Origin of the sequence: Citrobacter sp. RHBSTW-00944, from assembly GCF_013615435.1 — a bacterium.
Taxonomy (GTDB): domain Bacteria; phylum Pseudomonadota; class Gammaproteobacteria; order Enterobacterales; family Enterobacteriaceae; genus Citrobacter; species Citrobacter braakii.
Genome location: NZ_CP055418.1, coordinates 3138456 through 3161362, shown reverse-complemented (window position 1 = coordinate 3161362; position 22907 = coordinate 3138456). Strand labels below are relative to the sequence as shown.

Genomic DNA, 22907 nt, shown 5'->3' with positions numbered 1-22907 from the left:
TTAACGTCCAGAATGGGTCATCTTCTCTTTTTCAGGAAAGTGCAACATGACGAGTTCGTTAGCGTTTGGGCCCGCTCTGGTGATGATGATTGCCGCCACGTTTGTCCTCGCCGGGATGGTAAAAGGCGTCACTGGTATGGGATTGCCCACCGTGGCTATGGGGATCCTCGGATCGCTTATTTCGCCGGTTGCGGCGGCGGCCATGCTGCTGTTGCCTTCGCTGATTAGCAATCTGTTTCAGTTTGGCGGTGGCGGAAATACGCGTCAATTAGTCAAACGACTGTGGCCAATGTTATTGACGGTGGTGGTGGCGACATTGCTTGCCAGCGCCTGGATTACCGGCGGCGACACCACCCGTACCCAGTTTGCGCTCGGCGTGGCGCTGGTGGCTTACGTTATCTGGACGCTGGCCGGAAAGAAAATTGCAGTGGCTCCGCAGCATGAAAAACCGTACTCCCTCGTCATAGGATTTGTTACTGGCTTATTGACTGGCGGAACCGGTGTATTTGTGATGCCCGCCGTGCCCTGGATCCAGTCATTGGGTTTTGAGAAAGATGAACTGGTTCAGGCGCTCGGGATCTCTTTTACGTTTTCGACATTGGCTTTGGCGCTTGGTCTGTGGTGGCACAACGCGCTGCCCGTACAGTCGTTGAGCTTATCGGCTTTGGCCATTGTTCCTGCGCTGATTGGTCAGTGGTTAGGAACCCGTGTACGACGGGTTATTTCTCCGCTCGTGTTTAAACGTTGTTTTCTGTTTTGTTTGGTCGGGTTGGGTATCGAGATGATGCTGCGTGCGGTGTGACCTGTGCGGTGACTTTAGAACGCATTCATGGCATCGTTAATTCAGACATTCAGGGTCAAAGAGGTCGCTATGGCATCAGTGATGTTAAGTGAGGAAGAGGGCGCTCTGGAGTCGCGAATGGCGCTCACCGCGGCGGCGATGGCCGATAAATCGCGCTCGCGAATGTTGTGCGCCCTGATGGATGGCCGCGCCTGGACCGCGACCGAGCTCAGCGCAGTGGCGGATGTGTCAGCGTCGACCGCCAGTGCGCATCTGGCGCGTCTGTGTGAACAACGTTTTGTTGTGGCGCTCGCGCAGGGCAGGCATCGTTATTTTCGCCTTGCAGGCTCCGATATCGCTGAACTGCTGGAGCGTCTGATGGGCGTGGCGTGGGCTACATCAACGCCACGAAAAATCACGACGCCGCCAGGCTTACGACATGCCCGAACCTGCTACGATCATCTCGCTGGCGAGGTGGCGGTGAGGCTGTTCGATACGCTGGTTTCCCGTCAGTGGTTAACGTCGGATGGTGAAACGCTGACCTCTCTTGGGCAGGAAAAACTGGCACAAATGGGGATTGTCCTTGCTGCGGGCGCATCGCGGCGGAAATTAACCTGCGGTTGTCTGGACTGGAGTGAACGACGTTACCATCCCGGCGGCGTGCTTGGCGCATCGCTGCTACGCTGGCTGATTGAAAAACGATGGATAAAAACGGAGCTGAGTGGTCGCCGCGTCACCTTCACCCCGCTTGGCATTCGCAAATTAGAAACCGAGTTCGGTATTAAAACGACACCGTAGATGGTTCGTTTTGCGAAAGCGTTCCGGGAAATATGTCATATTTCTGTCACACTCTGTTGTGATTGATAACAACAAGAGGTCGTAGGGATGAATAAATCGTTAATCGCCGCAGCCGTGGCAGGGGCTGTATTAGTGTCAACCGCCGCGCAGGCGCAGACCGCGCCGGAAGGCTATCAGCTTCAGCAAGTATTGATGATGAGTCGGCATAACTTACGCGCACCTTTAGCCAATAATGGCAGTGTTCTTGAGCAGTCCACCCCCAAACAATGGCCAGAATGGGATGTCCCCGGCGGACAACTCACCACCAAAGGCGGCGTGCTGGAAATCTATATGGGCCACTATATGCGAGAGTGGCTGGCAGAGCAGGGGATGGTGAAATCGGGCGAATGTCCGGCGCCGGGTACGGTCTATACCTATGCTAACAGCCTGCAGCGTACCGTCGCGACGGCGCAGTTCTTTGTCACCGGTGCTTTCCCGGGTTGCGACGTCCCGGTCCATCATCAGGAAAAAATGGGCACCATGGATCCCACCTTTAACCCGGTGATCACCGATGATTCCGCCGCCTTCAGCCAGCAGGCGGTTCAGGCAATGGAGAAAGAGCGTAGCCAAATGCAGCTCAACGACAGCTATCAGTTGCTTGAGCAAATGACCGACTACAAAGACTCACCGTCCTGCAAAGAAAAACAGCAGTGTTCCCTGACCGATGCCAAAGATACGTTTAGCGCGAAATATCAGCAGGAGCCAGGGGTTTCGGGGCCGCTGAAGGTCGGGAATTCGCTGGTTGATGCCTTCACGCTGCAATATTACGAAGGCTTCCCGATGGATAAGGTTGCCTGGGGCGAGATTAAATCCGATCAACAGTGGAAGGTTTTGTCGAAGCTGAAAAATGGCTATCAGGACAGCCTGTTCACCTCCCCGGAAGTGGCGCAGAATGTCGCCAAACCGCTGGTGAAGTATATTGATAATGCGCTGGTTACTGAACGCGTAAAAGCGCCAAAAATAACCGTGCTGGTGGGGCATGACTCAAACATCGCATCGCTGCTCACCGCGCTGGATTTCAAACCGTACCAGCTTCACGATCAGAACGAGCGTACGCCGATTGGCGGGAAGATTGTCTTCCAGCGCTGGCATGACAGCAACGCAAATCGTGATCTGATGAAAATCGAGTACGTGTATCAGAGCTCGCAGCAGTTGCGTAATGCAGACGTTCTGACTCTGAAATCCCCGGCGCAGCGCGTAACGCTGGAGCTGAAAGGGTGTCCGATAGATGCGGATGGCTTTTGCCCGATAGATAAGTTCGACAGCGTGTTGAATGAGGCGGCTAAGTAAAAGAAAAACTCCCCCGTGTTCGCGGGGGAGTCTGAGCGCTAGACGTTTTTGCGTTCGATAGTCTGTTCACCCCAAAAGAGCGAATCTTTGTCTGTTTTCTTAAAGGCTTTGATGAGCACCTCGTCGCTACCTTCTTCCCAAATTTTTTCCGCCAGTTTCTCGTCATAATGCGCGACTTCAAAAATGGCTTCGGCTATTTCCGGCGATGTATTGCGCAGACTTGCCCATTCGCCGACGCGATGGGCTTTCGCTTCTTGAGTTGGCATTCGAATCCTCCTGTTGAAGATTAGCCGTTGAGTTTTACTGCCAGACCTGCGACATATTCACCCTGATAGCGGGCGATAGATAATTCTTCCTGACTTGGCTGGCGAGAGCCGTCGCCTCCGGCGATGGTGGTTGCGCCGTAAGGGGTACCGCCGCGAACTTGAGAAACATCAAACAGCTCTTGCGCCGCGTAACCGATAGGCACAATCACCATCCCATGGTGAGCAAGCGTAGTCCAGGTTGATGTAATGGTTTGTTCCTGACCGCCGCCGGTTCCTGTCGAGCTGAATACGCTGGCGAGTTTGCCGTACAGGCCGCCTGAAGCCCACAGCCCGCCAGTCTGGTCGAGGAAGGTGCGCATCTGACCGGACATATTGCCAAAGCGTGTGGGGGTACCAAAAATAATGGCATCGTAATCTGCCAGTTCTTGCGGGGTTGCGACTGGTGCGTTTTGTGTTTTGCCGCCAGCTTTGAGGAAAATCTCCGGCTGCATGGTCTCTGGTACGCGCTTAATAATCACTTCCGCGCCATCAACCTTATTTGCGCCTTCTGCGACTGCATGGGCCATAGTTTCAATGTGTCCGTACATGGAATAATAAAGCACCAGAACTTTTGCCATTTTACACTACTCCTCGAGTTAACCGTGTCCGTAGCGACTCGCTACCTACCTTTAAAGATATGACGTACTGTCAGGAGTGCAAATTTCACAATCACTTCTTTGATTTATAACAATTTTTATAACAACTTCTCTTGTTGCAAAATGATACATATTTAACCAGGTGGAATTTGGTAGTCATAAGAAAGACTTATTGATTTCTTGCTGTGATTATTTCTCTATCACCGCCAATCCTGTTGCAGGATATTACAGTTAGCGGCTGCTCAGGCCACGCTTCACTATGCTTAATCCCACGCAGTTATTTTCAGGGTATCGCCCGTAACGCTGCGTGAGGTATCACTCCTCAGTACCTATGCAATATGATGTCTAATCAATGACGGAGGTCAGTAATGGCAAACCATCGAGGCGGTTCCGGCAACTTTGCGGAAGATCGCGAAAGAGCATCAGAAGCAGGTCGAAAAGGTGGCCAGCACAGCGGGGGCAACTTTAAGAATGACCCGCAACGCGCTTCAGAGGCAGGCAAAAAAGGGGGCAAAAATAGCCACGGCAACAACAAATCGTAATTGCCGGGCTAGCTGTCAGATATGCCGTGACGGCTGAGGATCAGAGTCAGACGTTACGTAGCCACCCACCGCCGCCGGTTTCTTCCGGCGGTTTTTTTTGTCTGCAAGGTTGAACTGTAACAAAACGCAACGCAGACTAACGACATTCAGTTAATCGGGTGTCTCATGTCATTACTTTCTCGTTATTCCTTCTCTGTTAAACCTCAGGAAGCGATCCTTATTGTGATCACTATGTTCTGGGGTGGCACGTTTTTGGCAGTGCAATATGCCGTTACCCTGAGCGGACCTTTTTTCTTTGTCGGCGTGCGTTTTGCCACCGCTGCGCTGGCGGTCGCGCTTTTGTCACTACGCACATTGCATAAACTGACGTGGCTGGAAGTCAAAGCAGGCGTTGCGATCGGTATCGCAATTGCGTTGGGCTATAGTCTGCAAACCTGGGGGCTACAGTTTATTCCCAGCAGTAAATCGGCGTTTATTACCGCGATGTATGTGCCGTTGGTCCCGCTTTTACAATGGCTGTGTCTGGGGCGTATGCCCGGCCTGATGCCGTGTGTCGGCATTGTGCTGGCCTTTATCGGGTTGATTTTTCTCGCCGGACCGGGAGGCAATTTGCTGGCTTTAGGCGAAGGAGAGTGGATCACACTCGCCGGCGCGGTGGCGATTGCGGCAGAAATTATCCTGATTAGCGCGTGGGCGGGAAAAGTGGATGTGCGGCGGGTAACGGTGGTACAACTGGCAACCGCTTCGATAGTGGCATTTATTGCCATGGCCCCAGCAGGAGAGTCCGTGCCGCCGATGTCTACGGGATTGCTGGTGGTGGCGCTGGGGTTGGGGATTTTCAGTGCGATTATTCAGGTCACCATGAACTGGGCACAGCGCAGCGTTTCGCCGACGCGCGCGACGGTCATTTATACCGGTGAGCCGGTGTGGGCGGGGATCTTTGGTCGCCTGGCGGGGGAACGCTTACCGCTACTGGCTTTGCTCGGCGCAGCATTCATTATTGTTGGCGTGCTGGTCAGCGAACTGAAGTTCAAAAAGAAAAAAGGGGTAGTGCAAGAGGCGCCGCCGGAGTCGCTTTAATTTAACCATTCACCGCGTGATTTGGTATGCTGACGCCCTCACAAGAAGGAGAGGGCGCATGGTCCAACGCGCAGAGAAAAAAACAGGTAAGCGCTCGCAGGCCGTCAGTGCAAAACGCCAGGCCATATTAACCGCGGCATTAAATATCTTCTCCCAATATGGGATCCACGGCACGCGTCTCGAACAGGTCGCTGAGCAGGCGGGTGTGTCAAAAACGAATCTGCTTTATTACTACCCGTCAAAAGAGGTGCTCTATATTGCCGTTTTGCGGCAAATCCTCGACGTCTGGCTGGCTCCGTTGAAGGCTTTTCGCGAAGACTTTGCGCCGCTAGTGGCCATTAAAGAATACATTCGCCTTAAGCTGGAAGTGTCGCGCGATTACCCTCAGGCTTCACGGCTGTTTTGTATGGAGATGCTGGCAGGTGCGCCTTTATTGATGGCTGAATTAACGGGCGATCTCAAAACGCTAATTGATGAGAAATCGGCGCTGATTGCCGGTTGGATCAAAAGTGGGAAACTGGCTCCGGTCGATCCGCATCATCTGATTTTTATGATTTGGGCTTCAACCCAGCACTACGCCGACTTTGCCCCACAGGTAGAGGCGGTAACGGGCGCAACGCTGCGTGATGAAGCCTTTTTTAACCAAACGGTGGAGAGCGTGCAGCGGATGATTATTGAAGGGATCCGCGTGCGTTAACTGGCAGGCGGTAACGGACAGCTTAAATCGCCCTCTTCGCACTGTAAGAGCGAGGCGAGAAACGCTTCACGCTCGTTGGTTTTATCCGTCAGGCACTGGCTGGAAATCATCGCCTGGGCGCTACCGCCTTCGGTGCCGGAACTGATTAACGCGCAGTCCGCATCGCGCAGGGTTATCCATGAGATTTGCGCTTTTTTCAGTAAATCGCGCTGGGTTGGGGCGGCGCGCTTAAGAGCATTCTGATAAGTGTCATTAAGTTTGGTGTCGGCCGCCTTAAACTGCTCTGCCGCACAGGTGTTCAGCTCAATCTGAGTGTTCGCGTTGGCGCAGTCATCCGCCAGCGCCTGGCCGCTCAACAGCAGCGCTGCACATGTCAGTACGATTCGTTTCATGCTTCCCTCTGGCTTCATAAAAAAGGCTCCGTTACCGGAGCCTTAATTAACCACAACCTTAGCCGATTGTCATCAGGCTGGCGTTCCCCCCGGCAGCGGCGGTATTGACGCTCAGGGAGCGTTCAATGTACAGCCTCTCCAGCAGAATATTGCTTTCGCCACGGGCAAAGCCCTGGACTGATACAATCGCCCCTTCGCGGGCAGCTACCGCTTCGCACAGGGAACGCAGTTGGTCGGAATCGCCGTGGAAAATAACGGCATCAAACGGCTGCGTGGTAATGTTGTCCGCTTTGGCAAACTGAATGCGCCCGGAGACGGCGGCTGGCAGACGTTTTGCCAGTTCACGATGGAACGCATCATCTGGCCACAGGATTAAGCTACCAACGGAAGCCACAGCGGCAACCTGTACCAGCGCGTCCTGTTCATCATCGGCGATACACAGTACGCGTTCACGCGGCAACAGCGTCCAGGTATTGCGCTCGCCAGTGGGTCCTGGCAGCAGACGCTGAGTACCGGCCTGCGCCAGTTCGCCAAACTGCTGGCAGAGCGCATGCAGCGAGGGTCGATCGGTTGCCCATTCGCTGAGTGCTTCCAGCGGCTGAACGAGTGCAGCTTTAAGCTGCGCATCGACCGGGTAGTCTGCATCCTGACGGGCAAGCGTAATGCCTAACGCATTTTCCGGGCGGTTAGCCAGCAGGCGATACAGATACAGCGGTCCACCTGCTTTTGGCCCTGTACCAGACAAGCCTTCGCCACCGAATGGCTGCACGCCGACAACGGCACCGACCATATTGCGGTTAACGTACAGGTTCCCCACGTGTGCCGATCCTGTGACCTGGGCGATGGTTTCATCGATACGAGTGTGTACGCCCAGCGTCAGGCCGTAGCCGGAGGCATTAATTTGCTCAATCAGGTTGCCCAGATTGTTACGGGTGTAGCGCACGACGTGCAGTACCGGACCAAACACCTCTTTTTGTAATTCGTCGAAGCTTTCCAGCTCGATCAGCGTCGGAGCAATAAAGGTACCGGTTTGCCATTCACGCGCATCGTCGCTGTTTTCGCGCACGGCCTGAAACACCGGGCGTCCTTTGGCGCGCATGGCCTGAATATGGCGCTCAATATTGGTTTTGGCTTCTTCATCAATTACCGGCCCAATATCCGTGGTCAGGCGACCTGGATTACCCATGCGACATTCCGCCATCGCGCCGCGCAGCATTTTCAGCGTATGGTCGGCTACATCATCCTGCAGACACAGGACGCGCAGCGCGGAGCAGCGCTGTCCGGCGCTGTCAAACGCTGAAGCCAGAACGTCGACCACGACCTGTTCCGTCAACGCGGAGGAGTCGACAATCATTGCGTTCATCCCACCGGTTTCGGCGATAAGCGGGATTGGACGCCCCTGAGCATCAAGGCGGGTGGCAATATTGCGTTGCAACAGCGTGGCGACTTCCGTTGAGCCGGTAAACATGACGCCGCGTACGCGCTCATCGGAAGTGAGCTGCGCCCCGACGGTTTCACCCTGACCAGGCAACAGTTGCACCACGCCCGGCGGTACACCCGCTTCGAGCAAAATAGCGATGCCCTGGGCGGCAATTAACGGGGTTTGTTCCGCCGGTTTTGCCAGCACGCTGTTACCCGCCGCCAGCGCGGCGGCAATCTGCCCGGTGAAAATGGCCAGCGGGAAGTTCCATGGGCTGATACAAACCACCGGTCCTAATGGTCGATGGGTTTCATTATCGAAATCATCGCGAACCTGACCGGCATAATAATGCAGGAAGTCTACCGCTTCGCGCACTTCCGCAATGGCGTTGCTGAAGGTTTTACCCGCTTCGCGTACCAGGATGCCAATCAACTGCTGCATCTGACCTTCCATCAGAACGGCGGCACGATGCAAAATGGCGGCGCGCTCTTGTGGCGGTGTGGCGAACCAGATCGGCGCGTTATTCGCCGCGTTCTGTAACGCCTGTTCTACTTCAGCGTGAGTCGCCTCACGCACGTAACCGACAATGTCTTTCGGCTCGGCTGGGTTAACGACTGGCGTCATTTCGCCGTCAGCAACCGGGTGCTCCAGAATGGGTTTAGCGTGCCATTTTTGTAGCGCGCTGTTGAGCAGGGCAGAGGACAGCGAGGCCAGACGATGTTCGTTAGCTAAATCCAGCCCGCCTGAGTTTTCGCGGCCTTTACCGTACAGATCACGCGGCAGGGCAATCTTCGGATGCGGCAAACCGGCCTGACCTTCTTGCTGCGCCAGTTTTTCAACAGCCTCGACCGGATCGGCAACCAGTTCATCCAGCGGCAGGGTCGTGTCGGCAATGCGGTTGACGAACGAGGTGTTGGCGCCGTTTTCCAGCAGACGACGCACCAGGTACGCCAGCAGCGTTTCGTGCGTGCCGACCGGTGCATAAATGCGGCATGGACGGTTCAGTTTGCCATCCGCAACTTTGCCGGTGACCTGCTCATACAGCGGTTCGCCCATGCCGTGCAGGCACTGGAACTCGTACTGACCCGGATAGTAGTTTTGACCGGCTAACTGATAAATCGCCGCCAGCGTATGGGCGTTGTGGGTGGCGAACTGCGGGTAGATCAGATTCGGTACGGCAAGCAGTTTTTTCGCACAGGCCAGGTAAGAAACGTCGGTGTACACCTTACGGGTGTAGACCGGATAACCTTCCAGACCGTCCATCTGGGCACGTTTAATTTCGCTATCCCAGTAGGCACCCTTAACCAGACGGATCATCAGGCGGCGGCGGCTGCGCGTGGCGAGGTCAATCAGATAGTCGATAACATACGGGCAGCGCTTCTGGTAGGCCTGGATAACAAAACCGATCCCGTTCCAGCCTGCCAGTTCGGGTTCAAAGCACAGTTTTTCCAGCAGATCGAGGGAGATCTCCAGTCGGTCAGCCTCTTCGGCGTCGATATTAATGCCGATGTCGTACTGACGTGCCAGCAGAGTAAGCGATTTCAGACGAGGATAGAGTTCATCCATTACGCGATCATACTGCGCACGGCTGTAACGCGGATGCAGTGCCGACAGCTTGATAGAAATGCCTGGCCCTTCGTAGATACCGCGCCCGTTAGAGGCTTTACCAATGGCGTGGATCGCCTGCTGGTATGAAACCATATAAGCCTGTGCATCGGCGGCGGTCAGGGCCGCTTCGCCCAGCATGTCATAGGAGTAACGGAAGCCTTTTTCTTCCAGTTTACGCGCGTTAGCCAGCGCTTCAGCGATGGTCTCCCCGGTGACAAACTGCTCGCCCATCAAGCGCATGGCAATGTCGACGCCTTTACGCACCAGCGGCTCACCGCTCTTGCCGATAATACGGTTGAGTGAGCGTGAGAGGCTGGCTTCGTTATGCGTTGAAACCAGACGACCGGTAAACAACAGCCCCCAGGTCGCCGCGTTGACGAACAGAGACGGGCTGCGGCCAATGTGCGACTGCCAGTTACCGTTGCTGATCTTGTCGCGGATTAACGCATCGCGGGTCGCTTTATCTGGAATACGCAGCAAGGCTTCGGCCAGACACATCAGCGCGACGCCTTCCTGTGAAGAAAGGGAGAATTCCTGCAATAAACCTTGTACCATCCCGGCGCGACCGCTGGCGGTCTTCTGGTTACGTAGTTTGTCTGCCAGATCGTATGCCAGCTTATGCGCCTGCTCGGCGATGGGCTGCGGCAGACGAGCCTGCTCCATCAGCATCGGTACGGCGTCAGTTTCGGCGCGGCGGTAAGCAGCGGTGATTGCCGCGCGAGAAACTGACTGCGGCAGGATCTGTTCAGCAAATTCCAGGAAAGGCTGATGCGCTTCATTTTGCAGCGTGGTCGACTCATCGCCCTCATTCGCAGCACCCGCCAGCAGGGCCGGTAGTTCAGGAAGCGCGTCGTCATTTTCCAGTCTTTCGAGATAATTAAAAATGGCTTGTTTGATCAGCCAATGTGGCGTGCGATCGATTCGTGATGCTGCTGTTTTAATACGCTCGCGAGTGGCGTCATCCAGCTTAACCCCCATCGTGGTGGTTCCCATGCCGTTTACTCCTGTTGTACTGAAATACGGGTCTGATAGTTACCGAGAAATATCCACTATGTTGCAACTTTGTGCAACCATGTTAAATGTGACTTGGTTTGCAAGCTTGGAAATGAATGAAATGTTAATAAACGTGAGTGTTTTGACGGGGGCTATAAAAGTTGCCGAATCTTTTTCTCTGCGGTAGTTAACACTTTTAAAAGGTGCAACCGAAAAAAGTGTGAGAGAGTGCAACCTACAGAAAAATGCTATCTACTCTGGATCAAATTTGATGTAAATGGTGTGTTAAATCGATTGTGAATGACCATCGCTTCCGGCAGGATACGGTCGCCCTGGTAAACATAGATATCTTTGCCACGTTCCGGCAGGGTAATAAAACGGCAAGCCACGGCATTGCTGATACATAATTTTGGAGAGTTTTGATGGCTATTAGCACACCGATGTTAGTGACATTCTGTGTCTATATTTTCGGCATGATATTGATAGGGTTTATTGCATGGCGTTCAACCAAAAACTTTGACGATTACATTCTGGGTGGACGCAGTCTGGGTCCATTCGTGACCGCGTTATCCGCCGGGGCATCTGACATGAGCGGCTGGTTGCTGATGGGGCTGCCTGGCGCGATTTTCCTGTCGGGGATTTCAGAAAGTTGGATCGCTATTGGCCTTATTTTGGGTGCGTGGATCAACTGGAAACTGGTGGCCGGACGTTTACGCGTGCATACCGAATACAATAACAATGCGCTGACGTTACCGGATTACTTTACCGGTCGCTTTGAAGATAAAAGCCGAATTCTGCGTATTATCTCCGCGCTGGTTATTCTGCTGTTTTTCACCATCTACTGTGCTTCCGGTATTGTGGCAGGGGCGCGTCTGTTTGAAAGCACCTTTGGCATGAGTTACGAAACAGCGCTGTGGGCAGGGGCGGCCGCGACGATTATTTATACCTTTATCGGTGGTTTCCTGGCGGTAAGCTGGACCGATACCGTCCAGGCCAGCCTGATGATCTTCGCCCTGATCCTGACGCCGGTAATGGTAGTCATTGGCGTGGGTGGGTTTGACGATTCGCTGGAAGTGATTAAACAAAAGAGCATTGAGAACGTGGACATGTTCAAAGGGCTGAATTTTGTTGCCATTATTTCCCTGATGGGCTGGGGTCTGGGCTACTTCGGTCAGCCGCATATTCTGGCGCGCTTTATGGCGGCTGATTCTCACCATAGCATTGTTCATGCCCGCCGCATCAGTATGACCTGGATGATCCTGTGTCTGGCAGGTGCAGTTGCCGTTGGCTTCTTTGGTATCGCTTACTTTAACAACAACCCACAGCTTGCCGGTGCCGTTAACCAGAACGCCGAACGCGTGTTTATTGAACTGGCGCAAATCCTGTTCAACCCGTGGATTGCCGGTATTCTGCTGTCTGCGATCCTCGCTGCGGTGATGTCGACTCTGAGCTGCCAGTTGCTGGTGTGCTCCAGCGCAATCACCGAAGACTTGTATAAAGCGTTCCTGCGTAAAAATGCCAGCCAGAAAGAGCTGGTATGGATTGGTCGCATCATGGTGCTGGTTGTGGCGCTGGTGTCTATCGCGCTGGCGGCGAACCCGGAGAACCGTGTGCTTGGTCTGGTAAGCTACGCCTGGGCCGGCTTTGGCGCGGCGTTTGGTCCGGTGGTTCTGTTCTCCGTAATGTGGTCGCGTATGACGCGTAACGGCGCGTTGGCCGGGATGCTCATCGGTGCGGTGACGGTAATCGTCTGGAAGCAGTTTGCCTGGTTGGGTCTGTATGAAATCATCCCAGGCTTTATTTTCGGCAGCATCGGTATTGTGGTCTTCAGCCTGTTGGGTAAAGCGCCTTCAGCCGCTATGCAGCAACGTTTTGCCGAGGCTGATGCGCATTATCACACAGCTCCGCCATCGCGTTTACAGGCAGAGTAATCGCCTCGATCTTTAAGCCCGCCGCGTGCGGGCTTTTTTATTTATCCCCGCTGCAAAACCGCCCTAATCGTTACCCGCCTAACTGTTTACATTAAGTCATCATTCTCAAAACATTCTGCTTGAGTTTTTCTTTACTGTAATGATAATCACTATCACTGTAATTTACTTTTCTTTTCATCAATTGACTGAGAATAACGTTTAAGGGTTCTTCGCATGTTTGTTCCATTTCTTATTATGTTGCGCGAAGGGTTAGAGGCCGCGCTGATAGTCAGCCTGATTGCCAGCTACCTGAAACGGACTCAGCGTGGTCGATGGATTGGTGTGATGTGGATTGGTGTTCTGCTGGCGGCGGCGTTATGTCTGGCGTTAGGCGTTTTCATCAATGAAACCACCGGTGAATTTCCGCAAAAGGAACAGGAGCTGTTTGAAGGCATCGTGGCGGTCATTGCCGTGGTGATCCTCACCTGGATGGTGTTCTGGATGCGTAAAGTTTCGCGCAACGTCAAAGTCCAGCTTGAACAGGCTGTCGATAACGCGTTGCAACGCGGCAATCATCACGGCTGGGCGCTGGTGATGATGGTCTTTTTTGCCGTTGCCCGTGAAGGGCTGGAATCGGTGTTCTTCCTGCTGGCGGCATTCCAGCAGGATGTAGGCATTTGGCCACCGTTAGGTGCGATGCTGGGGCTGGCCACCGCGGTGGTACTGGGTTACCTGATTTACCTCGGCGGCATTCGCCTCAACCTCGGGGCATTCTTCAAATGGACCAGCCTGTTCATTTTGCTGGTGGCCGCTGGTCTTGCTGCTGGGGCCATCCGTGCGTTCCACGAAGCCGGGTTATGGAATCATTTTCAGGATGTGGCGTTTGACATGAGCAGCGTGCTTTCAACGCATTCGCTGTTTGGCACATTGATGGAAGGTATTTTCGGCTATCAGGAAGCGCCGAGCGTCAGCGAAGTCGCCATTTGGTTTATCTACCTGATTCCGGCATTGATTATGTTTGCACTGCCGCCGCGTTCAGGCACTACGGCATCGCGTACCGCACCCTGATAAAAACGCGATGCAGAATACTCATTAGTTTCAACATACTTATTTATAGGGATAGGTCATGACGTTTAATTTTCGCCGTAGTGCGCTGCAGTTGGGTATTGCCGCGCTGTTTGCCTCCGCTTTTTCTGCACAAGCCGCCGATATTCCGCAGGTGAAAGTCACGGTTAACGACAAACAGTGTGAGCCGATGACGATCACGGTTAACGCTGGGAAAACGCAGTTCATCATCCAGAACCACAGCCAGAAAGCGCTGGAGTGGGAGATCCTTAAAGGGGTTATGGTGGTTGAAGAACGTGAAAACATTGCGCCGGGCTTTAGCCAGAAAATGACAGCTAACCTGCAGCCAGGTGAATATGATATGACCTGCGGTCTGTTGACTAACCCGAAAGGCAAACTCATTGTAAAAGGTAGCGCAACGGCGGATGCCGCGCAGGGCGATGCTCTGCTGAGCCTAAGTGGCGCAATTACCGAATACAAAGCCTATGTGACAGCCGAAACTGCACAACTGGTTGCGGGCACCAAAGCATTCACCGATGCGATTAAAGCTGGCGATCTGGAAAAAGCGAAATCGCTGTATGCGCCAACCCGTCAGCATTATGAGCGTATTGAACCGATTGCTGAACTGTTCTCCGATCTCGACGGCAGCATCGATGCGCGTGAAGATGATTATGAGCAAAAAGCCGCCGATCCTAAATTCACCGGCTTCCACCGCCTGGAGAAAGCGTTGTTCGGCGACAACACCACCAAAGGCATGGACAAGTATGCCGACCAATTAAACCGCGATGTTCTTGACCTGCAAACGCGTATTAGCGAACTGGCCTTCCCACCGTCAAAAGTGGTTGGCGGGGCAGCAGGACTGATTGAAGAAGTCGCTGCCAGCAAAATCAGCGGAGAAGAGGATCGCTACAGCCATACCGATCTGTGGGATTTCCAGGCCAATATCGATGGCGCGCAGAAAATCGTCGATCTCCTGCGCCCTCAGTTACAAAAATCCAATGCTGAGCTGTTGGCGAAGGTGGATGTGAACTTCAAAAAAGTCGATACCATTCTGAGCAAGTACCGTACCAAAGACGGTTTTGAAACCTATGACAAACTGACCGACGCCGATCGCAATGCGCTGAAAGGGCCAATCACGACGCTGGCGGAAGACTTGTCGCAATTACGCGGTGTTCTGGGTCTGGATTAAGCAAAATGCAGCAAGATAATGAAAACGGCGTGAGCGAACCTTCACGCCGACGTTTACTGAAAGGGATGGGCGCCCTGGGTGGGGCGCTGGCGCTGGCGGGTGGATGTCCGGTTGCCCACGCGCAAAAACCACAAAGTGCGCCGGGAACGCTGTCCCCCGATGCGCGTAGTGAAGCGCAGCCGTTTTATGGTCAGCATCAGGCAGGGATCCTGACGCCACAGCAGGCATCGATGATGCTGGTGGCGTTCGATGTTCTCGCCAGCGATAAGGCTGATCTGGAACGCTTGTTCCGCTTGCTGACCGCCCGATTTGCGTTTCTGACCACGGGCGGGCCGGCGCCGGATACGCCGAATCCGCGTTTGCCCCCTATGGATTCCGGTATCCTCGGCGCATACATTGCGCCAGACAACCTGACGATGACGTTGTCAGTCGGCGCCTCGCTATTTGATGAACGTTATGGCCTGAAATCGCAGATGCCGAAAAAGCTGCAAAAAATGACCCGCTTCCCGAATGATTCGCTGGATGCGGCGCTGTGCCATGGTGATTTGCTGCTGCAGATTTGTGCCAACACGCAGGACACCGTTATCCATGTACTGCGCGATATCATTAAACATACGCCCGATCTCCTTAGCGTGCGCTGGAAACGTGAAGGGTTTATTTCCGACCATGCCGCGCGCAGCAAAGGCAAAGAGACCCCGGTCAACTTGCTTGGCTTTAAGGACGGCACCGCGAATCCGGACGCGACGGATACGAAGTTGATGCAGGATGTGGTGTGGGTTACGGACGGGCAGGGCGAACCTGTCTGGGCGCAAGGTGGTAGCTATCAGGCCGTCAGGCTCATTCAGTTTCGCGTCGAGTTCTGGGATCGTACGCCGCTGAAAGAGCAGCAAACGATATTTGGTCGAGATAAACACACCGGCGCGCCGCTGGGTATGCAGCACGAGCACGATGTGCCTGACTATGCCAGCGATCCCGAGGGTGAGGTGATTGCGCTCGACAGTCATATCCGCCTGGCGAATCCGCGCACGAAAGAGACTGAGTCCAGCCTGATGATGCGCCGTGGCTACAGCTATTCGCTCGGTGTGACCCCATCCGGTCAACTGGATATGGGACTGTTGTTTGTCTGCTATCAACACGATTTGGAAAAAGGCTTTTTGACTGTGCAGAAACGCCTCAACGGTGAAGCGCTGGAAGAGTATGTCAAACCAATTGGTGGGGGCTACTTCTTTGCTTTGCCGGGTGTCAAAACCGCAGATCAATATCTGGGACAGTCTCTGCTCGAAGCCTGATGATTACGCCCCGTTGTACAGCGGGGCTTTTCCTGACATCTGTATGAATGAACAAATTATTTTTTATGATCGGTACGAGACTGAAATAATTCTGTCATCTCTCTGCAAGAGACTGTCTTTGGTGATTAGATAGAATTTAAGTTAACGACAAGTAAAAATATTGTTGCATTAACGAAAGATTATGATGTAATTATAAGAAACAGCGGTAGTTCCCGGCGGTGATAGTCGTTCACTATGGAGATCGCGATGGAAAAGTCCTGTATTGGACACATTTTTCACAGTAGCTGCAGTACGTTACGCGGACGTTTCTCTTCCGGTAGCCACCTCGTCACCGCTAAATCTCTCTCCCTTTCACTTCTTATCTTCGTAACTGACACCTTGTACGGTGCGCGTAGCCGTGTGTGGCGTCTTATCCGAAAGCAAGCAATGGCTTACAAGGAAGCCAACCCTCAGATGTTCGTGCGCATAATCGTGCCGCCAACGGCGCGTGTGATGTATACCTACAACTCAAGGTGCTATCCATGGGAAGACAAAAAGCAGTGATCAAAGCTCGTCGTGAAGCAAAACGTGTGCTGAGGCGGGATTCGCGTAGCCATAAACAACGTGAAGATGAATCGGTCACCTCGCTTGTGCAGATGGGCGGCGTAGAAGCGATTGGTATGGCGCGTGATAGTCGCGACGCCACGCCAATCACGGCGCGGAATGAAGCTCAGGCCCAGTACCTGAATGCTATCGAGAGTAAACAGCTGATCTTCGCTACCGGTGAAGCCGGGTGTGGTAAAACCTGGATCAGCGCGGCAAAAGCAGCAGAGGCCCTGATCCACAAAGACGTGGACAGGATCATTGTAACCCGTCCAGTTCTGCAAGCTGATGAAGACCTCGGCTTCTTACCTGGAGATGTTTCCGAGAAGTTTGCGCCTTATTTTCGTCCAGTGTATGACGTGCTGGTGAAACGTCTGGGGGCCTCCTTCATGCAATATTGCCTGCGGCCTGAGATTGGTAAGGTGGAAATCGCGCCATTCGCCTATATGCGTGGACGCACATTTGAAAATGCAGTGGTCATTCTTGACGAGGCTCAGAATGTTACTGCAGCACAGATGAAGATGTTTTTGACTCGCCTCGGGGAGAATGTGACGGTGATTGTGAACGGGGATGTGACCCAGTGCGATCTACCCGCCCACGTTCGCTCAGGGCTAAGCGATGCGCTGGCCCGTTTCGAAGAAGATGATATGGTTGGGATTGTTCGTTTCAATAAAGACGATTGCGTCCGTTCGGCACTCTGTCAGCGGACGCTCAATGCTTACAACTGATAAGTATTCCGTCTTCAAGGCCCGGGAAACCGGGCTTTGTTATTTGACGTCAGCAAATTACTTTCTTTTGCTGCTCCAGTAGTTGGCGCAGGCCTGGTCAAACAACTGGTTATTTTGGTCTATTTTCTTTAGCGCTTGTGCCAGAAAGGTCAGTAGGTCATCCTTATAAATCCCACCTTCCGTAGTTTCTTTTCGTAAGATCCCATTGCTGGTGTAGGTTTTTTTAATGGTGACGTTATGCCTGACGTTGCAAATAACCGTTCGCTGATACTCTTCGTAGAATCGGCTGTCAGGATCGAAAAACGTATTTATTTCATTCGGTGTACGTTTGAGGATTTTTCGCGAGAAAACCTTCAACGGAATAAATCCTGCTTCGTCTGCCTGCGGCATGATCTCATCAAGCAAAGTTCCTTCTATGTTTAACATGCTGTTATTTTCCTGATTGCTTGAGAAAGCGGTAGTTACAGCATAAGAGTGGTTTAGATAATGTGCAACGGGGCGGGGGATGATGCCTGATAGCACGTTGCTTATCAGACCTACAGGTTAACGCTATTCAAGACGGCTCACATGCGAAAAAAAAGCCCGTACTTGCGTACGAGCTCTTTCTCGAATATGGCGGTGAGGGGGGGATTCGAACCCCCGATACGTTGCCGTATACACACTTTCCAGGCGTGCTCCTTCAGCCACTCGGACACCTCACCATATTGTTGTTCCTGTGCTACCGGAACGGGCGCTAATTTAGGGAAATACCGCTCCGGCGTCAATCAACTTTTTGAAAAAAACGTGCATTTACACAAACTTCAATCAATATGCAGCTTAAATAAGCGGGAATTGTTTTTTTTGCCAGCACCCTAAAATTTGCTACTCTGATGTTCCCTCGAAAAATGATGATTATAAGTGCGAGTACGTTCCGCATAACAATGTTCAGGAGACACTATGGATATAATTTTCTATCACCCAACATTCGATACAACCTGGTGGCTTAATGCGCTGACAAAGGCCATACCTGGCGCGCGGGTCCGTGAGTGGAAGGCAGGTGATAATGCGCATGCTGACTACGCGCTGGTCTGGCATCCTCCGGTTGAAATGCTCGCCGGACGAAAATTAAAAGCCGTATTTGCGCTGGGTGCGGGCGTCGATTCTATTCTCAGTAAACTAAACGCTCATCCGGAAATGTTGGATGCGTCGATCCCGCTTTTCCGTCTGGAAGATACGGGGATGGGCCTGCAAATGCAGGAATATGCGGTTAGTCAGGTATTACACTGGTTCCGTCGCTTTGATGACTACCAGGCATTAAAAAACCAGGCGAAATGGCAACCGTTGCCAGAATATACTCGCGATGAGTTTAGCGTCGGGATCATGGGCGCTGGTGTTTTAGGCGCAAAAGTTGCAGAAAGTCTGCAAGCATGGGGGTTCCCGCTACGCTGCTGGAGTCGTACGCGTAAATCCTGGTCTGGTGTGGAAAGCTTCGCCGGTACCGAGGAACTGAGCGCGTTTTTGAGTCAAACTCGCGTGCTGATCAACCTCCTGCCTAATACGGCAGAAACCGTAGGCATTATTAACGCTGATTTACTCAGCCAATTGCAGGATGGCGCTTACGTGCTGAACCTGGCGCGCGGCGTTCATCTCAATGAAGACGATCTTCTGGCATCGCTGGACAGCGGCAAAGTAAAAGGTGCCATGCTGGATGTCTATAGCCGTGAACCGCTGCCGGAAACCAGCCCGCTATGGAAACATCCGCGTGTGGCAATGACGCCGCATATCGCCGCGGTAACACGCCCGGCAGAGGCGGTGGACTACATCTCCCGTACGATTTTGGACCTGGAAAGTGGGAAATCCGTAACGGGTCAGGTCGATCGCGTTCGGGGATATTGATGGTAACCCGGCAAGTGCCGGGTTTCAGCTAATAAATGGCGACGATACCTGCTATCCTTGACGGAAAATGACTACAGGAGAGAGTTATGTATCCCGTTGACCTGCATATGCATACCGTCGCCAGTACCCACGCCTACAGCACCTTAAGTGATTACATCGCCGAAGCCCATCGCAAAGGCATCAAGCTGTTTGCCATAACCGATCATGGACCGGACATGGCGGATGCGCCTCATCACTGGCACTTTATTAATATGCGCATTTGGCCTCGTATCGTCGATGGCGTAGGGATCCTGCGCGGTATCGAGGCGAATATTAAGAATATTGAAGGCGAAATCGACTGTTCAGGTCCGATGTTTACTTCCCTGGATCTCATCATCGCGGGCTTCCATGAGCCAGTTTTTGCACCTCACGATAAAGACACCAATACCCAGGCAATGATAGCCACGATGGCCAGTGGTCACGTGCACATCATCAGCCATCCGGGGAATCCCAAATATCCCGTTGATATCACAGCGATTGCGCAGGCGGCGGCAAAATACCAGGTCGCGCTGGAAATCAATAACTCCTCGTTTTTGCATTCGCGTAAGGGGAGTGAGGACAATTGTCGCGCGGTCGCTGCGGCGGTGCGTGATGCCGGAGGCTGGGTGGCGTTAGGGTCGGATTCACATACCGCTTTCACACTGGGTGAATTTGGTGAATGCCGTAAAATTCTGGATGATGTAAATTTCCCGGAAGACAGAATTTTAAATGTCACCCCTAAACGCCTGCTGGGGTTTCTGGAATCGCGAGGCATGGAGCCGATCGCGGAATTTGCTGAACTGTAATTGTTACTAACTGGAATATATCAATGAACGAGTTTTCTATCCTGTGTCGTGTACTGGGCTCGCTGTTTTACCGCCAACCGCAGGACCCTTTACTGGTTCCCCTATTTACCCTGATTAGTGAAGGTAAACTGTCCGCCAACTGGCCGTTGGAACAGGACGAACTGCTCACTCGTCTGCAGAAAAGCTGCGATATGCCTCAGTTGGCTGCGGATTACAACGCGCTGTTTGTCGGCGACGAGTGTGCGGTGCCGCCTTATCGTAGCGCCTGGGTAGAAGGGGCGAAAGAATCCGATGTTCGTGCATTTCTTTCTGCTCGCGGAATGCCGCTGGCAGATACGCCTGCAGATCATATTGGCACGCTGTTGCTGGCGGCTTCATGGCTTGAAGACCAGTCTGCGGAAGATGAAAGTGAAGCACTCGAAACCTTGTTTGTGGAATACCTGTTGCCCTGGTGCGGCACGTTCCTTGGCAAAGTTGAAGCGCACGCAAACACACAGTTCTGGCGTACCATGGCACCGTTAACGCGTGATGCCATTGGCGCGATGTGGGACGAATTGCAGGAAGATACTGAAGAATAAATGTGATTTATATCTCATTAAACTGCAACTCAAATTACATCATTGCATGAATTGTGTGCACGATCTCATTCCCATGCCGTTTTTCTGCTAAGATACGCGGCATGAACATACTTCTCTCAATTGCAATCACAACGGGCATTCTCTCTGGGATTTGGGGATGGGTGGCCGTATCTCTTGGTTTACTCAGTTGGGCTGGCTTTCTGGGCTGCACGGCCTATTTTGCCTGTCCGCAGGGTGGGCTGAAAGGGCTGTGGATCTCGGCGTGTACGCTGCTAAGCGGTGTGGTGTGGGCGTTGGTGATTATTAACGGTAGCGCGCTTGCCCCGCATATGGACATTATTGGTTATGTCATGACGGGAATTGTCGCGTTTCTCATGTGTATTCAGGCAAAGCAATGGTTGCTTTCATTTGTGCCGGGCACCTTTATTGGCGCATGCGCAACGTTTGCAGGGCAGGGTGACTGGCAGTTGGTCGTGCCTTCTCTGGCGCTGGGGCTGGTATTCGGCTATGCGATGAAAAACAGCGGATTGTGGCTGGCATCTCGTCGTGAGAATCGGCTATCGTCGACGCTGACCAGTAAATAAAAAAAGCGTGAGGGTTTTCCTCACGCTTTTTATGCTGTATCAGACCACTCAGGATTCCGGAGGTACCGACAAATGGCGGTATTTAACCAGGATGTCATTATCAACTTGTTTCTTATCCTGCAAATCCCACAATCCGCGATCAATCCCGTCATTAATCAGGAAGATAACACCGGTTTCAATTGCTGACATCAGACAAAGCATAACCGGTTCGTTAGAGGTGTAGCCAATTTCACCTTCCAACAGTCGCTGGTAGTCAATGAAGCGGAATACCCCAGCCTGCACTTCATAAGACAAAATAGTTTTGCTGGTATTCACCGATGAGAGGATTTCACCGGTACTAACGTTAACCACACGCAGGTTGACCGCTATCTGGTCGAGCTGGTACTGCGTATCGGCGCCAATACCGAAATAGCGCGCACCAACGCCACCCGATTTAACGTTGCTTTCATAACCAATAATTGACCCTTCTACCATGATGTTTGCCGCGGTCAGAGACTGCAGAGGGATCCGGTTATTAATGGCAACTGTGCCGTTTTCCTGAGCCGCACGAATGATTTTTCGTTCGTTAAGCAAGTTCTGCAATCCCTGACGTTCCAGCGGGACGAACCAACGAGAATCCTTCAATGCGGTGACAAGCATCGCCGTGGCGCTTTGCGGGACGGCGGTTGAGAAGTTACTTGCCGGATAAGGTTTAAACTGGCCAGTCTCATCCTGAATATTGTATACCGAGACAAATATCTTACCTGTAGGCATGGGCAGGTGCGTCAAGTCTTTATAGCTTTGGGCTCGGGGCATTAATGTCGGCTTAGCGGCTTCTTGCGGCGGGGCTGTTAAACATCCGCTGAGTAAAATTACTGCCACCATGATAAGTAAGCGCTGCATGATTTTTTCCTTTCGTGGCTATAATTTAGAAATCGGTCGACTGATTTTGTAAACCCGACACTTCAATAGTCGACGTTCTCCCCGTTTTCCTGTCCGTGACATTCAGTTGCAGTTGTCCATCCCGGTTGGCGATATCAACGATAAAATCGCTGGTTACCATCCTTCCCGGCTTACCGGTATTGATATTGGTAAGTAAGCCACCGAGTATTTGTGACTGTATCGCCTGGGTAAAGTTATCCAGCGCTGTTGGGGTTTCAATCCCGTAGTCGCCGGCACTCGGATCTTTATACGAGTTTTGCGCCTGGGCGCTGTTCAGTAAAAAAGAGCCGTTATTTGGGTTACCACCAAAGTTAGGATTTCGGAACTGGAACGTCATATTTCCGGCCCAACTTAATGGTGAAATCAGCATGAGCAAAACCACTGCATGTTTGACACGCATGAAAGCCTCCGGACAAAATCATGTTTTAGAATTCATCGCGCGCTAAATCGCTCGTGCTTAATAGTGTTTGATCTATTTGCCGACGATTTAATGCTTCCTCTGTTTCTGCCAATGCAAAGACCACAATTTTGTCGAAGTCTCTTTTCGTCGGGAATAAAAAAGTCTGGAAGATAACGTCCTGATTGACCGTTATGGTGATCCAACTTCCCCAACGTGCACTGGGTCTTTCATTAATGGTTAAGTTTCCTGTGTACTTACTTTCCCACTTGTCACTAAAGGCCCGGTAAAAATCATGGCCAATGGAAGAGACAGTGTGGTCGGTTAACAGTCCGGGAACCTCCACCTCTACAGCCGCGTGTAGATTCCCGGCAGCAAGGAACAAATTTGCTGCCACAATCCAGGTCAAATAGCGTTTCATGGC

At 52.6% G+C, this 22907-nt stretch carries 24 protein-coding genes and 1 tRNA gene; 16 read left to right on the top strand and 9 right to left on the bottom strand.

The genetic code is table 11. The features are described from left to right. Positions 1–46 precede the first annotated feature (46 nt). From HV334_RS15280 to agp, 3 genes are all read left to right on the top strand, one after another. On the top strand, positions 47–802 hold the full coding sequence (locus HV334_RS15280) for a sulfite exporter TauE/SafE family protein (RefSeq protein WP_181220573.1): 756 nt from the start codon (positions 47–49) through the stop codon (positions 800–802). Positions 803–871: 69 nt separating this feature from the next. Then, positions 872–1579 (top strand): winged helix-turn-helix domain-containing protein, encoded by a 708-nt coding sequence (locus HV334_RS15275; RefSeq protein WP_181220572.1) that lies wholly within the window; start codon positions 872–874, stop codon positions 1577–1579. Between the two features lie 87 nt (positions 1580–1666). Continuing rightward, on the top strand, positions 1667–2908 hold the full coding sequence (agp, locus tag HV334_RS15270) for a bifunctional glucose-1-phosphatase/inositol phosphatase (protein ID WP_115190720.1): 1242 nt from the start codon (positions 1667–1669) through the stop codon (positions 2906–2908). Positions 2909–2946: 38 nt separating this feature from the next. Here agp and HV334_RS15265 read toward each other — a convergent pair whose 3' ends face one another. Beyond that, positions 2947–3174 carry a YccJ family protein gene (locus HV334_RS15265; RefSeq protein ID WP_016152581.1) on the bottom strand — a complete coding sequence of 76 codons (228 nt, stop codon included), beginning with the start codon at positions 3172–3174 and terminating at the stop codon, positions 2947–2949. Between the two features lie 20 nt (positions 3175–3194). Beyond that, a complete protein-coding gene (gene wrbA, locus HV334_RS15260) occupies positions 3195–3791 on the bottom strand; it encodes an NAD(P)H:quinone oxidoreductase (protein ID WP_003832057.1) in 597 nt (198 codons plus the stop codon). A 386-nt stretch (positions 3792–4177) separates the two neighbouring features. Here wrbA and HV334_RS15255 point away from each other — a divergent pair, with 386 nt between their 5' ends. The 3 genes from HV334_RS15255 to rutR all read left to right on the top strand — a co-directional run bounded on the left by HV334_RS15255 (position 4178) and on the right by rutR (position 6128). Then, positions 4178–4351, top strand: coding sequence for a general stress protein (locus HV334_RS15255; RefSeq protein WP_003036022.1), 174 nt, complete (start codon positions 4178–4180; stop codon positions 4349–4351). A 165-nt stretch (positions 4352–4516) separates the two neighbouring features. Next, positions 4517–5431, top strand: coding sequence for a DMT family transporter (locus tag HV334_RS15250; RefSeq protein ID WP_049283242.1), 915 nt, complete (start codon positions 4517–4519; stop codon positions 5429–5431). A gap of 58 nt (positions 5432–5489) precedes the next feature. Beyond that, positions 5490–6128, top strand: a complete 639-nt coding sequence (rutR, locus tag HV334_RS15245) for an HTH-type transcriptional regulator RutR (RefSeq protein WP_016152583.1) — start codon at positions 5490–5492, stop codon at positions 6126–6128. Here rutR and HV334_RS15240 read toward each other — a convergent pair. Then, positions 6125–6520, bottom strand: coding sequence for a lysozyme inhibitor LprI family protein (locus HV334_RS15240; RefSeq protein ID WP_047501095.1), 396 nt, complete (start codon positions 6518–6520; stop codon positions 6125–6127). The two genes, rutR and HV334_RS15240, sit on opposite strands and share 4 nt — an antisense overlap. Positions 6521–6578: 58 nt before the next feature. Beyond that, positions 6579–10541 carry a trifunctional transcriptional regulator/proline dehydrogenase/L-glutamate gamma-semialdehyde dehydrogenase gene (putA, locus tag HV334_RS15235; protein WP_181220571.1) on the bottom strand — a complete coding sequence of 1321 codons (3963 nt, stop codon included), beginning with the start codon at positions 10539–10541 and terminating at the stop codon, positions 6579–6581. Positions 10542–10963: 422 nt separating this feature from the next. On the opposite strand from putA, the gene putP reads away from it, so the two are divergent. The 6 genes from putP (at position 10964) to phoH (ending at position 17304) form a co-directional block, all read left to right on the top strand. Then, positions 10964–12472: a sodium/proline symporter PutP gene (gene putP / locus HV334_RS15230; RefSeq protein ID WP_016152586.1), complete on the top strand. Its 1509-nt coding sequence runs from the start codon at positions 10964–10966 to the stop codon at positions 12470–12472. A gap of 213 nt (positions 12473–12685) precedes the next feature. Next, positions 12686–13519, top strand: a complete 834-nt coding sequence (efeU, locus tag HV334_RS15225) for an iron uptake transporter permease EfeU (protein WP_019076441.1) — start codon at positions 12686–12688, stop codon at positions 13517–13519. Between the two features lie 58 nt (positions 13520–13577). Further along, entirely contained in the window at positions 13578–14705 is a 1128-nt protein-coding gene (gene efeO / locus HV334_RS15220) for an iron uptake system protein EfeO (RefSeq protein ID WP_047501089.1), read from the top strand. A gap of 5 nt (positions 14706–14710) precedes the next feature. Beyond that, positions 14711–15994 (top strand): iron uptake transporter deferrochelatase/peroxidase subunit, encoded by a 1284-nt coding sequence (gene efeB, locus HV334_RS15215; protein WP_181220570.1) that lies wholly within the window; start codon positions 14711–14713, stop codon positions 15992–15994. 246 nt (positions 15995–16240) lie between these two features. Further along, positions 16241–16537, top strand: coding sequence for a hypothetical protein (locus HV334_RS15210; protein ID WP_016152591.1), 297 nt, complete (start codon positions 16241–16243; stop codon positions 16535–16537). Next, on the top strand, positions 16516–17304 hold the full coding sequence (phoH, locus tag HV334_RS15205; RefSeq protein ID WP_016152592.1) for a phosphate starvation-inducible protein PhoH: 789 nt from the start codon (positions 16516–16518) through the stop codon (positions 17302–17304). The genes HV334_RS15210 and phoH overlap by 22 nt, the downstream gene beginning before the upstream one ends. Positions 17305–17361: 57 nt before the next feature. Here phoH and HV334_RS15200 read toward each other — a convergent pair whose 3' ends face one another. Both HV334_RS15200 and HV334_RS15195 read right to left on the bottom strand, forming a co-directional pair. After that, the gene (locus HV334_RS15200; protein WP_181220569.1) at positions 17362–17730 is read right to left on the bottom strand and encodes a hypothetical protein; all 369 of its coding nucleotides are present in this window, start codon (positions 17728–17730) and stop codon (positions 17362–17364) included. A gap of 187 nt (positions 17731–17917) precedes the next feature. After that, positions 17918–18005 (bottom strand) — tRNA-Ser (locus HV334_RS15195). 235 nt (positions 18006–18240) lie between these two features. Between HV334_RS15195 and ghrA the strand changes: the two genes are divergently transcribed. From ghrA to HV334_RS15175, 4 genes are all read left to right on the top strand, one after another. Continuing rightward, complete coding sequence (gene ghrA, locus HV334_RS15190; RefSeq protein ID WP_019076444.1) at positions 18241–19179, top strand: glyoxylate/hydroxypyruvate reductase GhrA; 939 nt, start codon at positions 18241–18243, stop codon at positions 19177–19179. Positions 19180–19265: 86 nt separating this feature from the next. Continuing rightward, positions 19266–20003, top strand: a complete 738-nt coding sequence (locus tag HV334_RS15185) for a phosphatase (protein ID WP_016152595.1) — start codon at positions 19266–19268, stop codon at positions 20001–20003. A gap of 23 nt (positions 20004–20026) precedes the next feature. After that, the gene (locus HV334_RS15180; RefSeq protein WP_016152596.1) at positions 20027–20581 is read left to right on the top strand and encodes a molecular chaperone; all 555 of its coding nucleotides are present in this window, start codon (positions 20027–20029) and stop codon (positions 20579–20581) included. Between the two features lie 101 nt (positions 20582–20682). Next, positions 20683–21165: a DUF1097 domain-containing protein gene (locus HV334_RS15175; protein WP_016156175.1), complete on the top strand. Its 483-nt coding sequence runs from the start codon at positions 20683–20685 to the stop codon at positions 21163–21165. Positions 21166–21213: 48 nt separating this feature from the next. Here the strand turns inward: HV334_RS15175 and csgG are convergent, their stop codons facing one another. The 3 genes from csgG to csgE are packed head-to-tail and all read right to left on the bottom strand — an operon-like array spanning position 21214 to position 22904. Next, positions 21214–22047, bottom strand: coding sequence for a curli production assembly/transport protein CsgG (csgG, locus tag HV334_RS15170; RefSeq protein WP_016152598.1), 834 nt, complete (start codon positions 22045–22047; stop codon positions 21214–21216). Positions 22048–22072: 25 nt separating this feature from the next. Then, a complete protein-coding gene (csgF, locus tag HV334_RS15165) occupies positions 22073–22486 on the bottom strand; it encodes a curli production assembly/transport protein CsgF (protein ID WP_016152599.1) in 414 nt (137 codons plus the stop codon). A 25-nt stretch (positions 22487–22511) separates the two neighbouring features. After that, positions 22512–22904: a curli production assembly/transport protein CsgE gene (gene csgE / locus HV334_RS15160; RefSeq protein ID WP_016152600.1), complete on the bottom strand. Its 393-nt coding sequence runs from the start codon at positions 22902–22904 to the stop codon at positions 22512–22514. Between the last annotated feature and the right edge of the window lie 3 nt (positions 22905–22907).

Excerpts from the sequence above, each read along its gene's own strand:
- ghrA (WP_019076444.1), top strand. The coding sequence starts at position 18,241 with ATGGATATAATTTTCTATCACCCAACATTCGATACAACCTGGTGGCTT.
- HV334_RS15240 (WP_047501095.1), bottom strand. The coding sequence starts at position 6,520 with ATGAAACGAATCGTACTGACATGTGCAGCGCTGCTGTTGAGCGGCCAG.
- efeB (WP_181220570.1), top strand. The coding sequence starts at position 14,711 with ATGCAGCAAGATAATGAAAACGGCGTGAGCGAACCTTCACGCCGACGT.
- HV334_RS15175 (WP_016156175.1), top strand. The coding sequence starts at position 20,683 with ATGAACATACTTCTCTCAATTGCAATCACAACGGGCATTCTCTCTGGG.
- efeO (WP_047501089.1), top strand. The coding sequence starts at position 13,578 with ATGACGTTTAATTTTCGCCGTAGTGCGCTGCAGTTGGGTATTGCCGCG.
- HV334_RS15250 (WP_049283242.1), top strand. The coding sequence starts at position 4,517 with ATGTCATTACTTTCTCGTTATTCCTTCTCTGTTAAACCTCAGGAAGCG.
- HV334_RS15180 (WP_016152596.1), top strand. The coding sequence starts at position 20,027 with ATGAACGAGTTTTCTATCCTGTGTCGTGTACTGGGCTCGCTGTTTTAC.
- HV334_RS15275 (WP_181220572.1), top strand. The coding sequence starts at position 872 with ATGGCATCAGTGATGTTAAGTGAGGAAGAGGGCGCTCTGGAGTCGCGA.
- csgG (WP_016152598.1), bottom strand. The coding sequence starts at position 22,047 with ATGCAGCGCTTACTTATCATGGTGGCAGTAATTTTACTCAGCGGATGT.
- csgF (WP_016152599.1), bottom strand. The coding sequence starts at position 22,486 with ATGCGTGTCAAACATGCAGTGGTTTTGCTCATGCTGATTTCACCATTA.
- HV334_RS15185 (WP_016152595.1), top strand. The coding sequence starts at position 19,266 with ATGTATCCCGTTGACCTGCATATGCATACCGTCGCCAGTACCCACGCC.
- wrbA (WP_003832057.1), bottom strand. The coding sequence starts at position 3,791 with ATGGCAAAAGTTCTGGTGCTTTATTATTCCATGTACGGACACATTGAA.
- putP (WP_016152586.1), top strand. The coding sequence starts at position 10,964 with ATGGCTATTAGCACACCGATGTTAGTGACATTCTGTGTCTATATTTTC.
- putA (WP_181220571.1), bottom strand. The coding sequence starts at position 10,541 with ATGGGAACCACCACGATGGGGGTTAAGCTGGATGACGCCACTCGCGAG.
- HV334_RS15200 (WP_181220569.1), bottom strand. The coding sequence starts at position 17,730 with ATGTTAAACATAGAAGGAACTTTGCTTGATGAGATCATGCCGCAGGCA.
- csgE (WP_016152600.1), bottom strand. The coding sequence starts at position 22,904 with ATGAAACGCTATTTGACCTGGATTGTGGCAGCAAATTTGTTCCTTGCT.
- rutR (WP_016152583.1), top strand. The coding sequence starts at position 5,490 with ATGGTCCAACGCGCAGAGAAAAAAACAGGTAAGCGCTCGCAGGCCGTC.
- HV334_RS15265 (WP_016152581.1), bottom strand. The coding sequence starts at position 3,174 with ATGCCAACTCAAGAAGCGAAAGCCCATCGCGTCGGCGAATGGGCAAGT.
- efeU (WP_019076441.1), top strand. The coding sequence starts at position 12,686 with ATGTTTGTTCCATTTCTTATTATGTTGCGCGAAGGGTTAGAGGCCGCG.
- HV334_RS15255 (WP_003036022.1), top strand. The coding sequence starts at position 4,178 with ATGGCAAACCATCGAGGCGGTTCCGGCAACTTTGCGGAAGATCGCGAA.
- phoH (WP_016152592.1), top strand. The coding sequence starts at position 16,516 with ATGGGAAGACAAAAAGCAGTGATCAAAGCTCGTCGTGAAGCAAAACGT.
- agp (WP_115190720.1), top strand. The coding sequence starts at position 1,667 with ATGAATAAATCGTTAATCGCCGCAGCCGTGGCAGGGGCTGTATTAGTG.
- HV334_RS15280 (WP_181220573.1), top strand. The coding sequence starts at position 47 with ATGACGAGTTCGTTAGCGTTTGGGCCCGCTCTGGTGATGATGATTGCC.
- HV334_RS15210 (WP_016152591.1), top strand. The coding sequence starts at position 16,241 with ATGGAAAAGTCCTGTATTGGACACATTTTTCACAGTAGCTGCAGTACG.